General features: G+C 43.6%; 10 protein-coding genes and 1 pseudogene. All 11 read right to left on the reverse strand.

Features of this window, described 5'->3' with window-relative positions; all coding sequences use genetic code 11:
• Window positions 1-38 precede the first annotated feature (38 nt).
• Window positions 39-1,172: a molecular chaperone DnaJ gene (dnaJ, locus tag GXO74_02775; protein ID NOZ60584.1), complete on the reverse strand. Its 1,134-nt coding sequence runs from the start codon at window positions 1,170-1,172 to the stop codon at window positions 39-41.
• Window positions 1,173-1,184: 12 nt separating this feature from the next.
• Window positions 1,185-1,769: a nucleotide exchange factor GrpE gene (grpE, locus tag GXO74_02780; GenBank protein NOZ60585.1), complete on the reverse strand. Its 585-nt coding sequence runs from the start codon at window positions 1,767-1,769 to the stop codon at window positions 1,185-1,187.
• Window positions 1,770-2,238: 469 nt separating this feature from the next.
• On the reverse strand, window positions 2,239-3,609 hold the full coding sequence (locus GXO74_02785; protein ID NOZ60586.1) for a Do family serine endopeptidase: 1,371 nt from the start codon (window positions 3,607-3,609) through the stop codon (window positions 2,239-2,241).
• 163 nt (window positions 3,610-3,772) lie between these two features.
• Window positions 3,773-6,931 carry an N-6 DNA methylase gene (locus GXO74_02790; GenBank protein ID NOZ60587.1) on the reverse strand — a complete coding sequence of 1,053 codons (3,159 nt, stop codon included), beginning with the start codon at window positions 6,929-6,931 and terminating at the stop codon, window positions 3,773-3,775.
• 288 nt (window positions 6,932-7,219) lie between these two features.
• Window positions 7,220-7,906: a zinc metallopeptidase gene (locus GXO74_02795; GenBank protein NOZ60588.1), complete on the reverse strand. Its 687-nt coding sequence runs from the start codon at window positions 7,904-7,906 to the stop codon at window positions 7,220-7,222.
• Window positions 7,907-7,930: 24 nt separating this feature from the next.
• Window positions 7,931-8,164, reverse strand: a complete 234-nt coding sequence (locus GXO74_02800) for a hypothetical protein (GenBank protein ID NOZ60589.1) — start codon at window positions 8,162-8,164, stop codon at window positions 7,931-7,933.
• Between the two features lie 8 nt (window positions 8,165-8,172).
• Complete coding sequence (locus tag GXO74_02805) at window positions 8,173-9,105, reverse strand: ATP-binding protein (protein ID NOZ60590.1); 933 nt, start codon at window positions 9,103-9,105, stop codon at window positions 8,173-8,175.
• 14 nt (window positions 9,106-9,119) lie between these two features.
• The gene (locus GXO74_02810) at window positions 9,120-10,685 is read right to left on the reverse strand and encodes a 4Fe-4S binding protein (protein NOZ60591.1); all 1,566 of its coding nucleotides are present in this window, start codon (window positions 10,683-10,685) and stop codon (window positions 9,120-9,122) included.
• Window positions 10,686-10,780: 95 nt separating this feature from the next.
• Window positions 10,781-11,692 carry a DUF362 domain-containing protein gene (locus GXO74_02815; GenBank protein NOZ60592.1) on the reverse strand — a complete coding sequence of 304 codons (912 nt, stop codon included), beginning with the start codon at window positions 11,690-11,692 and terminating at the stop codon, window positions 10,781-10,783.
• A gap of 92 nt (window positions 11,693-11,784) precedes the next feature.
• A pseudogene (gene hisS, locus GXO74_02820) lies at window positions 11,785-13,147 on the reverse strand (histidine--tRNA ligase).
• Between the two features lie 181 nt (window positions 13,148-13,328).
• Window positions 13,329-14,333 (reverse strand): type II toxin-antitoxin system death-on-curing family toxin, encoded by a 1,005-nt coding sequence (locus GXO74_02825; protein NOZ60593.1) that lies wholly within the window; start codon window positions 14,331-14,333, stop codon window positions 13,329-13,331.
• Window positions 14,334-14,439 lie beyond the last annotated feature (106 nt).

Genomic DNA, 14,439 nt, shown 5'->3' on the forward strand with positions numbered 1-14,439 from the left:
TTAACTTTAGAAAAACGGAAAAGATTCACAAACGCCCACTACGGCGCATGTGCCATTTCATATTCCTCGACCAATTTCTTTTCTTCTGCCGTAAGATTGGTTCTTTTCTTCACGCGAATAGTTACGTACATGTCGCCGATCCCTTTCTTCGATTTAATTCCTAACTTTCGCAGATTGAATTTTTTCCCGTCTTTTGTCTGCGCCGGAACTTTGATCTCCACTTTCTTATTATAGACTGTCTTTAATCTGATTTTGGTTCCTTTGATAGCCTGAATTATGTCGATGGGAACCTCGCAAAACACATCGTTACCTTTTCGCTTGAAGAAATGATGCGGCGAGACATGTACTTTCAAATATAAATCGCCGCGTTTTTCCTTGCTGGAACCGTTTCCGCCAAGACCTTTCAACCGCAGCACGGCGCCGTCTTTGATTCCCGCCGGGATGGTCACGGATAACCTTTTTGTCTTTTTCACCTCTCCGCTGCCTCCGCACACGCGACAGGGCTTGTCAATAATGATACCTCGCCCCAGACAACGGGGGCAGGTTCTATTTACCGCAAAAAATCCCTGAGACAGCGAAATTGTACCGCGACCATTGCACTGGGGACAAGTTTGCGGATTTGCGCCTGGTTCAGCACCGGTTCCGTTACAGTGAGAACACCTCTCGTCCACTTGAACAGCGATCTGTTGTTTTCCGCCATTTACAGCTAACTCGAAAGGAATAGTCAAATCTGTCCGGGCATCCGCGCCAACGCCGGGTCTCCCGCTGCGTTCGCGCCGAATTCGGCTCCCTTGGTCAAACATCTCGCTGAAAATATCGCCCAGTCCGCCGACACCGAACAACTCTTCAAAAATGCTGCCTCTCGAAGAGTGGGTTCTCGCCCGCCCCTGTCTGTTGAATTGACCAAAATCAAAATTTCCAAAATCAAAACCGCCTGCTTGTCCGCCTGAAAAACCAAAGCGACGCATCTGATCGTATTTTTTTCGTTTCTCCGGGTCGCTCAACACGGCGTAAGCTTCAGAAATATCCTTAAACCGATCTTCGGCTTCTTTATTGCCTCTATTTGCGTCCGGGTGGTATTTTTTGGCTAACTGTCGATAAACGCGCTTTATCTCCGCCGCAGAAGCGTCCTCTTTCACGCCCAGTATTTCGTAGTAATCCTTTTTCGCCATTATTCACCACCTCTATTCATCTTTTTTATTGACCTTCACTTGCGCCGGTCTCAGCAATCGGTCTCTAAATTTGTAACCCTTGCGCCATTCTTCGATCACATGATCGTCATCGAGATGATCGTGATTTTCCACCATCACCGCCTCATGGACATTCGGATCAAATTTTTCGCCGACGGACTGAATTTGTTCCAATCCTTGCTCTTCGAGAACATCGTTCAATTTTCTGTGAATCAGTTTAATCCCTTCGATGACATGTTCCCGATTTTCATCAGCGTCGATGTGTTCAATCATGCGATCAAAATCATCGATCACCGGCAGCAGCCGCTGCACAAAATCCGCGCGTATCGAGTCAGCGAAAGATTTCTGTTCGTTCTCCGTACGCTTTTTGTAATTTAAAAATTCTGCCTGCAAGCGCAAATATTTCTCCTGCAAATTTCCCTGTACGCCTGAAACATCAGCAACGGATTCTTCTTCGTCAGCAGTCACCGCTTCCCGAGTGCCTTCATTTTCATCTAAATTCTCATTTCTCACCTTTTCCTCTGCTTCGTCCTGAATGTCAATTTCGATGCTGTTATCTTTTTTGTCTTCATCAAACATAAAAACTCTCCGCCTTCCCACATGTTTTTTTGCATGTTCTAAATTTTAAAAACTCTGCCGTTGAAAATTGTCCATCAAGGCAGGTCAATCGCTTTATTAATTCAATGATAGCAATTATTCATTTACAAACTTTGTGCCATTTTTGTTTTTGCTAACTATTTATTTGATTTTACTGATGTTAACCAACAAGCAAAGATATTTCCTCGTCTGCCAAATTGGCAGACGAATGAGACGTTGATACTGCAAAATGCTGAAACAGTTGGATTAATTTATCTGATGGTGTGCAAAGAAGTGGCATTTTGAATCGCATCAATCGCTTGCTTTTTTTAATCGGCAATTGAGAGAAATTAAACTGCAAGGCACAAATAAAGAAAGCACGTTTTTGTTATTATTTCAATTGAAAAACTCGACGAAAAAGGACTTCGTGCCTTCGAGCCTTTATGGTAAAAAAAAATATCGAGCCTGCCAATCAATTCGCCTCAACGAAACGATGAAAAAAGTTATCTTTCCTCTTAATTTTCATCATGAAGACCTTGCGATGCGGAGGTTGAGCGAGGATTTTTTTAAACAAATAAAGCGAAGTAATTTTTTGATTGTCAACTTCTAAAATGACATCATTGACCTGTACCTGCGCCTCTTGAGCCGGACTTTCCGGCTCGACCTGTGTCACGACCACGCCCTCGCCGACATTGAGATCCAGCTCTTTGGCAATTTTCGCATCGATGCTTTTCACGGTCAATCCCAACAAGGAAAAACCAGGCGTTTTTTTTGCAAAAGTCTGACGTACCTTTGGACCCTCTCGGCTGCCCAAAATGACTTTCACGTTCAATTCTTTTCCCAAACGGAGAATTGTCAGCACAACAGAATCACCCGGTTTTTTTTGCGCAATCAGGCTTTGAATGACATTGCTCTTCGTTACCGGTTTGTGATCCACGGCGATTAAAATATCCTTTTCCCGCAAGCCGCTTTTCCACGCAGGACTGTTCTCACTCACGTAATCGACAAAAACGCCTTGAGGTTTCAGCAAATTCAGGGCGCGGGCAATTTTTTCATCCACGTCCTGCATGGCGATACCGAGATAGCTACGAATGACATAGCCGCGGTTGATTAAATCCGACAAAATTTGTTTAGCAAGATTAATCGGAATGGCAAATCCGTACCCCTGATTGTAGCCGGACTGCGTGGCGATGGCGGTGTTGATGCCGATCACTTCGCCGGACAAATTCACCAGAGCGCCGCCGCTGCTTCCAGGATTAATTGTGGCGTCAGTTTGAATGAAATTCTCCACGCCGAAATTATCATCAATAATGTCGATTTCCCTGCCGATGGCGCTCACGATTCCCGCTGTCACAGTGGATTTCAATTCCAACGGATTGCCCACCGCCAACACCCACTCGCCTATTTTCACCGAATCAGAATTTCCCAATTTCGCCGCTGGCAAATCCGTGGCGTCAATTTTGATGACTGCCAGTTCTGTCAGCGGATCCGCACCCACAATTTTCGCGTCGAGCGAGCGATTATCCGACAGCGTTACTTCGATTTTTTCTGCGCTTTCCACCACGTGCAAGTTCGTCAAAATATAGCCATCTCGCGTAACAATGATTCCCGAGCCGGAGCCTTTTTGCTTGTACTCCCGCGGCGGCACCAAATTCAAGTATTTTTCACCCAAAAAATCGCGCAATTCCCGGTCAACGATATTGTCGTCCCAAATGCGGGAACTGGTGATACGTTTTGTGCTGTAAATGGTCACCACCGTCGGGATGACTTGTTTGGAAATTTTGACAAAGACACGGGAAGTCTGAATCGGATCAAACGAGATACCGTTGATGCTTTGCTGCAACCGCCCAAGAGAGGCGCTGTTTTGAGAATATAAATTCAATGCCCAAAATTGACAAATAAAAGCGCAAAAATAAATAAAGATTTTTCTGAATGACATAATTTTCATAATCATTTCTTGTAAGAATTCAAACAACTTTCAGACTATTTCCTCTTTTGACTGCACCCTAAAATTCAACCACGCTATCTTCAACTAACGGATAAATTTCATCTATTTTTTTCTGAATTTCCATCGTCGTGCTCAACGCCGTAATGATCCGGCAAAAACGCGGCGCCTCATCCATAATTCTTCCTTTGCGGTCCTTCAAATATTTTTGCAACACCTGATATCCGCCGATGTGGTAATCCCACACCTCCGGCGCGACACCTTCAAAATATTTGTTTTTGTTGATATAAATTCTTTGCTCATTTTCTTTGTAATCAATTTTTTCAACCCGATCGTTGTCACCGCTGCCTTGAAATCTGGCGACCGGAAGATCAAGCGCCGGACTTTTTAGCAGATGCAGATTAGCTAACTCTTTGCCCAATCTTCCGATTTTCTTGAACAGAGCAAAATCGGCTGTAAAAGGAACACGCGGAAAATCCATTTTCAAATACTCGGCGTAGGTTTCGCGGTAAACATTGCTGTAAAAAACGCCGTAAATGTAGTAGAGGATTTCTTCCGGAGACGGCCTTTTCCCAAAAGCCATTTCTAATTTTTCGAAAATGATCAGCGAGATATTAGGTTTCCTGCCGTAAGTCTCTTTATGGTCGAAAACCATCATAATGGTGGAGCCAGACCTGGAGGTGTGTTTTTCTTTTTGGGGATAAAGGTACAAAGGCAATATATATGTGATTTCACTTGTCTTATTGGATATAAAACTACTTTCGATGATAATATCGGATACTAAACAGTGCCGCCAATTTCTGCTTGCTTTAACCTGCCTCTCAATTGTCAAGGCAACATTCTCTTCCTGCATGTGACGCATGACTTCAGACCGCATTCGTTCAATCATTGCTTTGTGGTAAAATATGTAGCGTTGGTCAAAAGGTCGATATGATATCTCTTTAATATAATCATCAATATCAGTAATTTTATTCACAATTTTCCGCGCATCCTTAATTTTCCAATTTGATTTTTCTTTTAAATTAAAAGCCTGCTTAATAACCTCATCCGGCTGTGACAAGTTTCTGAATTGAAGCATTCTATTTTTTAGCTCATTCTCATTGAAGCCAATTACGAAATGATCCCTTGCCGTGACAATCCCCACGCTATTTACAGGGAAAATTTCATTTATCTTTTCCCATTTCAAATATTTTTTAATCTTTTCAGTATCTCTTTTAATGAAAAAATAGTAAGGGCTTTGCGGGTGAATTTGCGTGTAATTTTTTTTGATGATTGAATGTTGGCTCAACCATTCATATTTCTCTTTTCTCAAGCCAAATAAATCAGCATGAAAAATGCGCGGTTTTTTCTTCTTTTTATTTTTAATGAACAATGCAATCGCTACGCCCTGTCTGATGTCAAACACATTTTCATCTTTGCCGCCCTTGGGAGTGGTTTCTTTTTTCAAACTATTGCCGTGCAAATCAAGGATATAAATTTCGTCAAAAGTTTTCATCAGGCTCTGGCGCATACCGCGAAAAGTCGGATTGTCAAGATAGCTATGATTTGTGATCATGCCAACGATGCCGTAGCCAGAATTTTGTATTTTCCATTGAGCGAAACGCAAAAATTTGACATAATCATCTTGCAGCCATTTCGGATTTTTCTCGCCAAGAGGAGCTCCGTCAACTTCATAGTAACTCTGGCAATCATCGAGATTTTCCTTCAACAATTTCTCTGTCCAGTCATTGGTGTTTGCTGAAATACCGCTGTAGGGAGGATTACCTAAAATTACCAACACTGACTGCTCTCTTTTGATTTTTCCTGCACGATGACTTTCTTCGCTCAATGAACTCAATCCGGGGATGGCGATTTGCTCAATTTCTTCCATCTCCAGTGAATTCGTCAAATAAAGTTGGAATCGCTCATCCTCGGACATTTTATAACCCAAGTCATCAAAAACAAACCCCATTTTCAAATGGCCGATGGCGTAAGGCGCCATCATCAATTCAAAAGCATAAAAATTGGCAAGAATATGTTTTTTTATCCATTGTCCCAGCGCACCGATGCCATATTTTTCCTTAAATTCTTCCGCCGCAAGCCGAACAGCTTTGGCAGGAAAAGTCAGAGTGCCGCCTGCCGGATCGAGGAGTTTTACTTCCTGGCTGGCAAGACCGTCAGGCAGAGCAAAATGCGTTTTTAAAATCTCATGAATTGAGCAAACGATATAATCGACTACTGGCTCCGGTGTGTAATAAACGCCGCGCCGTTCGCGGACCTCAGGGTCATACGTTTCCAGAAAAGTCTCGTAAAAATGAATAATCGGATCTTTGCCTTTGCCGCTTTTCATGTACTCATGCAAAATTTTATTCACATCAGCGACATGCAAAATCTCCGCGATGTCTTCAACAATTATTTGCAACGCTTTGGGAGGTTCTCCGAGAGAAATGAAATGAAAAATATCACGCAGAATACCTATCGTATGCGGGATGTAATCAAAGGCAAGTTTTCGGCTAAACTCTCCGTTCGCACGCGTCCTGGCGGCAAACATGCCGTAAGTTATCGTCTGTGCGTATAGGTCAGCAAATTGTTTTTCGGATAAGGTTCCGATTAAATATTTTTTGAATGCCTCATAAAATCCGACGATGTGTTTGCGTCCCTTGCTCCCATTTTCCGATAGCTCGACAGTGATGACCTCATCACGTAAAAATCGCGTTCGTTTGGCTAATTCGACCGCCAGCGAATGGGCCGTTTGCACTCTTGGCAAAGAAAAAGAAAAGAATAAATCAAACAGTTCTTTGAATTTGTCGATATTCTCTACTGGCGGTGCTGTGCGCAATTTTTTAGCAACAATAGGACGCCCAATCATCGCTTGGGCAATTTTTTTGCCTTCCCGATAAAGACGGAATTCATAAAAATTTGTAAGAATGACATTAGGGAAAGTCGACAAATAGCGGCGCAACTGTTCAGTATTTTCAACATAATCAAGGTTTGTAACAGAAGGGTCTTTCGCTTCTATGTAGCCGGTGATGTGATTTTTGCCGTCCCAGATGCGAAAATCCGGATTGCCGGCTTCGGTTTTCTTGGGGACGATGGTAATGTCAATTTTTTTTATTTTTTTAATGTCGGTAAATTGCTCGATCAAGTTGTGCAAATGCTGGTAATAACTCTCTTCACGTGCATCCCCGCGACGCGAGGTGGCAGTAAGATTTTTCAGGTATTGTTCTAATAAATTTTTCATAAAAAAAAGATTTTTTTCTTTGAGAAATTAAGAAAGGGGATCGATTAATGGAGACGACATGTTCTGCATTTTGCTTGCTCACTAATAATACCAATGACCAGTTAAATTTTATGATCAACTATTTTTATTGAAATTAGGTCGTAGGGGATGCATATATGCGTCCCCTACATTGTTTTTAACGTAATATTTACAAGAATATTTTCTAACTGGTCATTCATATTAATAATTAAGCCAACCGGAGCGGCGTGCTGATAGGCCGCTTCCGGTTAACTATTTTGCTATTCCGAATTAATTATCGCTCGCCCCACGAATCAACAGCAATCTGACCAATTGCATAATTGCCACCGCCGTCGCCGCCACGTACGTCAGCGCCGCCGCACGCAGCACTTTTCTGGCTCCGCCAATTTCATCGCGTTCCAGAAAACCGCCCGACTCCAAAATCGCCAATGCCCGGCGACTGGCGTCAAATTCCACTGGCAGTGTGATGAGTTGAAACGCCACGGCTGCCAGGAAAAAGTAGATGCCCACGTCCATCAAAAATCCCGAGCTGAAAATCAGTCCGATGAAGAAAAACGGGAACGCCAAATTTGAGCCCAAATTAGCAACAGGAAAAATACTATGACGCCATTTGAGCGGCGCGTAGCTCACATGATGCTGAATCGCGTGCCCTGTCTCGTGCGCCGCAACTCCCAGCGATGCCACAGATGTGGAATGAAAATTTTCGCTGGAAAGTCTCAATTTTCTCTTTATCGGATCGTAGTGGTCGGACAAAAGTCCGTTCGTTTCTTCGATGGTTACGTCGTGGATATTATTCGCCAGCAAAATCCGCTGCGCCACTTCCGCACCCGTGATGCCGCGCCGAGAGCGCACTTTGTTGTACTTGGCAAATGTACTTTTCACTTTCATCTGCGCGTACATGGAAATGATAAACGCAATTACCAATAAACCAATATCAATAGGCGACAAAAAATACATACTCATCACCTCCGTTTATGATTTTCATATTTTTCTTTTAAAAAAAGTCCTGAACCAATCTTTGATTTTTTTTATCAGCTCTTCGCCGCGTTTTTGATCCAGCAATGCCACGCCCATGCCGAGCAATAATATTCCCGGAATCACAGGCAAAATCAGTCCCAAAATTCCAAAAAAGAACAAAGCAATGACATATTTTTTCTTTTCCTTGTGGAATTCTTTGATTTCATCGTAAAGAGAACGCTGCTTTTTGGTCGCCATAGATTTCCTTATTCAGGTAAATTTTTAATCAGAATCAGCCGATTACCGACATTCTGATCTTTCAAATAACAAATTTCGTCCACCGAACGACGAATGATGTGCAAGCCGAACCCGCCGGTTTTTCTTTGCTTTACTGCCATTTCCACATCATAATCCCGATCAGGATTGAACTCAAAACTCGCGCCCCAATCGTGAATCACAATATAAAATTTCCCATTGCGACGAACGGCGTACACATCGATCCAGTAATCCGGATTCGAAAAATAGGCATGTTCGACAACGTTTAAACTGGCTTCGTACGCTGTCACTTTCAATTTTGCCAGTTCGTGCTGATCAAAGCCAGCGTCTTTAGCTCGCTGCACCACAAAATCGCACACTTTGTACAGATTATCGGCAGAGCTGTTGATGCGCACTTTATCCGCTTCGCGCAAATCCAGCGATTGCAAAATCTCCAGCGCAATTTCTTCATTTCGATTATTTTCTACGTCAGCAGTTCCCTTTGGTTCCTCTGGAATTTCTTCGGCTGGCGGTTCCGTCCCCTTCTCTGTCTCCTGCAGCGACGCTGGTTCAATATCCTCGCCAAAATCAAAGAGAGCAAAATCCTCCGAAGGCTCAATGGACAAAAAAGTTCTCGGAGAAAAAGTCACCAAATTATTTCGCACGAAAGTGTGCAAATTTGTCAATTCAACATCTCCGCCCAGCCGCCGCGCTTGACTGCTGATGCGGATGAAAAAGACGATCATTCTCGCCGGAGCAATTTTCACGTGACGCAAGTCGATTTTCAAATGAAAATGTCCCTGACGAAAATGGTCAAACACCTGCTTTTCCAGCGAGGAAATTTGCGCGTTAATGTCGCCCGACTCATCCGCGACAATGGTAAAAATCTCCGGCGATGGCTGCTTGTTTGAAGCTGTCGAATCCAGTTTTTCCAAATGTTGCACTCTTATTTTTCTAGTTAAAAATTCTCGGGATAAATTCCGTCAGACTCATCCATCTCGCCCCAGCGTTGTTCCTGCGCATTCGTGAGGAAAATTCCTGCCGGGCCTGTCACCGGGCACTTTGTCACACAAATACCACAGCCGATACAGAGCGACTCATCGACGTAAGGAAATTTCACCACGCGCGTGGAGCCGTCCTGCGCCCGTACCTCGCGCACGTCAAATTTGATCGCCTTGTCCGGCAGCGGACAATGTTCCTCGCAGACGAGACAATCTTCGTTCCTGTACCACGGAATACAACGGTTGCGATCGAAGTACGCCAGCCCCATTTTCAGTTTTTTCTTTATCTCTAATTCAAGGGGATGAATGGCGCCGGACGGACACACCTGTCCGCACAAAATACAATTATATTCGCAATAACCGTGCCGCGCGTTCACCATCGGCGTCCAGATTCCTTCCCAGCCGCTCTCCAGAAACGCCGGCTGTAACGCCTTGCCCGTCGTGGAACAAATCTTTACGCACTCCTGACAACGCACGCAACGATCCAAAAATTCATCTTCCGGCAGCGCGCCCGGCGGACGCACCACAGCGCCCTGGCTCGTTTTATTGGGGAAGCCGGTCTTCACCAAACCCAGTGTCAACAGCCCGGTCGCCGTTGACCAGATGAATCTTCTCCGGCTCAAATCCGTCTTCTGGCGCGCAAAACGAAAATTCATTTTGTAAGAAATCGCCTGCTCCGGGCAAACCTGAATGCAAGACATGCATTCAATGCATTCGATGGCATTCGCTGATTGGAAATCATCGTCAATGGCGTCCATTTTGCAAGAGATCTGGCATCTCCCGCATTTGGTACAGAACTTTTGATCAATGGAAATTCCTTTTGTCAAACGAAACGAAGAGACGAAGCCGAACATCGCCCCCAGAGGGCACAAGTAGCGACACCAGAATCGTTTAGCAAAACGGTTCAAAAGCAAAATTCCCAGAAAAATCAATCCGAAAATGACGCTCTGCTGAAAGAACAACGGCTCCAGCGGCAAAATACTGTTGCGCAAAAAATCATAAACTGAAAAAAGCGGATCCTGAAAAATGCCGAACTGCAGCAACAAATTCATCGTCCCGTCGACAAAAAAAACGGCGATGGGATATAATGATGTTGTTGCCACCCGGGTCATAATCACAATGGGATCGAAAAACCAGATGAATTGAAAAGAGAAAATCGCCGCAACTAAAATGGCGAGCAGGATGGAAAATTTCCACAAACGAAATTTTCGAACTTTTTTGGAATCGGAACGCCGAAGTTTGCCTAACAGCCGATCCATCAAATCGATGGTCGTTCCCAGCGGGCACATCCAGCCACAAAAATATCTGCCCAGAAAAAATGACAGCGCCAAAACAATCAACCCAAAAATTAGCGTCGCCACGAACGCCCGCGTCGCGATCATGGTGATCACCGCCACCAGCGGGCTTATGCGCAGAAAAATTTCAGCCGGAACCCCGCCTTCGTAAGGATAAGTGGCATGAAAAAATAGGTAGAGGAAAAAAATAAGAAACAGAATTTGCGAGATCCTTCGTAACCGTTCCATCGTCCCTCGTTTTTTTGCTGAACCTTACCTTCGCAAGAATATTATTTAAATGTCATCCAAAAATTAATTTGTTCGTTTTGTTCGCTGCAAATATTTTATCCCAAACTCACTTTTTCGATTTTCAATTTATCCAAATTCATCTCCCCAAGCCCGCGGGCATGCGCTTCTTTCAAAAATCCCAACTGCTCCGGTTGGAGACCAAACAATGTCGCGCCAAACGCATCCACGGCAACAATATCCGCACCGGCGATAATTGTATTCACCGCTTTGACATCGCTCAAATTGCCCCCCTGAGGCCCGTTTCTCAACAAAATCCGCACCGCGTCCAAAATAGTCAACTGCGGTCGAATGATCGTGTTCAAATCGGTAATTTTCACATTAAAATGATTATGAATTTTACCGCGATTCCCGCCGATGAGCCCCATCAAATTTTTCATCCCCAAAGTCACGCGGCTCAGCGAATGGTGTTTGGCAATGGGCACGTTGATCAGCACATCCGCTTTCAGCGCATCGCGGTAAATCTCCCAAGTCCTCAACTCTTTGCCGTGAGGAATGCGCACTTTCTCAAATTTCTGTTTGTACATGAAACTGACATCCGCGCCGGCTTCCTTTGCTTTTTTCTGAATCTGGCTGCGCTTGTAACAGCGCCGCGCCTGATTGCAGGTATTGTCAAAAACCATAACTTTTAACGCTCCGGCTTCTTTGCACATGCGGACAATCTCCGCGACAACATCGGGATTGGTCGTGGCAGCCTGTTCCGGGACGCGATCCCAGCCGATATTTGGTTTTACGACTACTGTTTGGCCTTTTTTGACAAATTTCGACATGCCGCCGAGCATTTCCACAGCCTTACGCACCATCGCTGCCGGATCGCCATTTTGGACAACCGCCAAATCTATGGGCAAATCTGGACGATTCGACTTGCCGATAAGCGGCAGAGTGGACATCACTCCCGACAGCGCCGCTGTGGAAATTCCGGCGATTTTGATGAATTCACGACGATTCATTTTGGACATTTTTCCGTTCCCTATTTATTTCGAGTTTTCTAATTTTTACTTTCAACTTTTTCCGGCAATTGCTTCCGGCTAACAATTCCCTATTAATTTTCTGCCAAAACTTTAACCGCATCTTCCAGCGCCATCTGTTTCTGTTCCCCGCTGTTCATGTCTTTTAGCGAAACAAGATTTTGCACTGCTTCGTCGGGTCCCATGATGATCACATACGGGATTCCCAGCCGATTGGCGTATTTGAACTGTTTCTTCAGATTAGCGCTATCGAGAAAAATTTCCGCGTTGACGCCTTCTGCCCGTAATTCTTTGACCAATTTCAGACTGTCAAGTTTGGTGTTTTCATCGAAAACAGTCACCAGCACCTTGGTGGAACTCTTTGCTTCCGGCAGCATGTTGAGTTCGGCCATCACGTCGATGATTCTCTCGATCCCCAAAGTTGTTCCTGTCGCCGGAATGTCTTCGCCCAAAAACATGCCGATCAATTTGTCGTACCTGCCGCCGCCGGTGAGCGAGCCGATGCGCGGCTCCTCCACCACGGACTCGAAAATCGGGCCCGTGTAATAGCTCAAGCCACGCGCCAGATACAAATCTATGGTGTAATTTTCCGCGGCAACGCCCAGCGGTTCCAGATAGCCGATCAATTCTTTGAGTTCCTCGACCCCTTCAGTGCCGATTTGTGATTCCGCGAGCAAAGCTCCTACTTCATTGAGCACCGTTTCAGGCGAGCCATTAATTTCCAGCACCGGAAGTAATTTTTTGATCGCCGCTTCCGGTATCTCACGCTTGACGAGTTCCGCTTTTACGCCGTCGATGCCTTTTTTCAAACTTGTCAATAGCAACACAGACATCGATTCCCAGTTCAGCAGAAACGCCGGCATACTCGACCAGACCGGTCAAAATTTTTCGGTTGTTAATTTTTACCTTAAATTTTTCAAAACCCAGCCTCAGCAAAATCTCATTGATCAGCGCAATCGTCTCAGCGTCCGCTAACATGGAAGCGCTGCCGACGTTATCCGCATCGCACTGAAAAAACTCCCGGTAACGTCCCTTCTGAGGCCTGTCAGCACGCCAGACTGGTTGAATTTGATAACGCTTGAACGGAAGCGTGATTTCGTTGCGATACATCGCTACTACGCGGCATAGTGGCACCGTCAAATCATAGCGCAGCCCCAAATCGACGATATCTCGAAAATTTGTGATCGTAAATTCTTTCAGACTGTATCCGACTTTTTCGATGCCGGTCCCCCGCTTCAAAATTTTGAACATCAATTGTTCGCCTTCTTCGCCGTATTTTCCGGACAACACATCCAGCCGCTCAATTGAGGGCGTTTCCAATGGCTGATAACCATATTTTTCAAAAACAGTTTTGATGATATTTATGACATACTGCCGCCTCAACATCTGTTCCGGCAGAAAATCCCGCGTTCCTTTGGGAATTCCCGGTTTAATCATCTCCATTCAAATGCCTCCCAAAATATTTCTGATTCATTTCATTGTTTCACATTTCTGCTAAACAGCATCAAGCGCGCTGCCTATTTATTATGCTTTTTACCATATTGAGAAAAAAAATTACCAACTTTTGCCAGAAAATTCTTACAAGAAACATCCCGAAGTAGACCCTGTGAAAATATATTTAGACAGATAATAAATTTGTAATTAACTTGGTAAGTTTCTCTTTTTCATTTGTATTGCTCACAGCAATTAAAAGTGCCAGTGCTGTCAAGGCATTGTCATTTATTTTTTTCTCACCGCTATCTTTGTAAAGAAAATTATTTCTATCCAAAAAATACACAAACAGAAATGAAGCAATTCGTTTGTTGCCATCTACAAAAGGATGATCCTTAATAATAAAATACAAAAGATGAGCTGCTTTTTCTTCTAAACTCGGATATAGCTCTTTACCCTCAAAAGTTTGGAGGATGCTTCCTAAAATCCCCTTGAGTTTGCCAGGATTTTCCTGACCGAATAAATCACTAGCTTCCTTTTTGGCAATAAGCTCCTCTTTAATCCTATCAATAACTTCCTTTGCTTCATCATAGCGTAGAACAAATTCCCCTTTTGCTTTCTTAACAATAGGAATTTTCTCTTTATCGTATTGTTCAAGGAGCGTTAGTGTTTTTGCGTAGCTGCTAAGCAAACCCAATATTTCACGTTCTTGCCCTGCGAGCAATTCATGTTTAGATTTCTCCTGAAGTAATACGATGATTTCCTGCAAATTTTTTAATGAATCTTGTACTTGCAGTAGTCTCTTTTTATTTATGGTATAACCTTTAATTAAATGCTCTTTTAATGTTCTTGTAGCCCAAATTCGAAATTGAGTCCCTTGCTTAGATTTTACACGATAGCCAACGGAAATTATAACATCAAGACTATAAAAATCCATATTTCTTTCTACTTTCCGGCCACCTTCAGATTGAACTATTCGGAATTTCCGAATAGTTGAATTTCTTTCTAATTCCCTTTCTTTATATATGTTTTTAATATGTTCATTGATGGTTGGCACCCCCTTGTTAAAAAGTATTGCCATTTGTTTTTGTGTGAGCCAAACAGTATCTTTTTCAAGACGTACATCCAATTTAGGTCCCTCTTTGGCCTTGTAGATTACAATCTCACCTTTTTTTAACTCTTGATTTTGCATAAAACAGTCCAATCAAATCAGCTCTTTTTTGAATTTAACAGACAAATCTATTTAGTCAACACCTTTACAAATCAAGAATTCAAAAATTTGAAAAATCTTTCAAAAT

This window comes from Calditrichota bacterium (assembly GCA_013152715.1).
GTDB lineage: Bacteria > Zhuqueibacterota > Zhuqueibacteria > Thermofontimicrobiales > Thermofontimicrobiaceae > 4484-87.

What these genes read in the sequence shown, in the direction of transcription:
- dnaJ (NOZ60584.1), bottom strand. Translation starts at nt 1,172, where the DNA reads ATGGCGAAAAAGGATTACTACGAAATACTGGGCGTGAAAGAGGACGCT.
- grpE (NOZ60585.1), bottom strand. Translation starts at nt 1,769, where the DNA reads ATGTTTGATGAAGACAAAAAAGATAACAGCATCGAAATTGACATTCAG.
- GXO74_02790 (NOZ60587.1), bottom strand. Translation starts at nt 6,931, where the DNA reads ATGAAAAATTTATTAGAACAATACCTGAAAAATCTTACTGCCACCTCG.
- GXO74_02795 (NOZ60588.1), bottom strand. Translation starts at nt 7,906, where the DNA reads ATGTATTTTTTGTCGCCTATTGATATTGGTTTATTGGTAATTGCGTTT.
- GXO74_02800 (NOZ60589.1), bottom strand. Translation starts at nt 8,164, where the DNA reads ATGGCGACCAAAAAGCAGCGTTCTCTTTACGATGAAATCAAAGAATTC.
- GXO74_02810 (NOZ60591.1), bottom strand. Translation starts at nt 10,685, where the DNA reads ATGGAACGGTTACGAAGGATCTCGCAAATTCTGTTTCTTATTTTTTTC.
- GXO74_02815 (NOZ60592.1), bottom strand. Translation starts at nt 11,692, where the DNA reads ATGAATCGTCGTGAATTCATCAAAATCGCCGGAATTTCCACAGCGGCG.
- GXO74_02825 (NOZ60593.1), bottom strand. Translation starts at nt 14,333, where the DNA reads ATGCAAAATCAAGAGTTAAAAAAAGGTGAGATTGTAATCTACAAGGCC.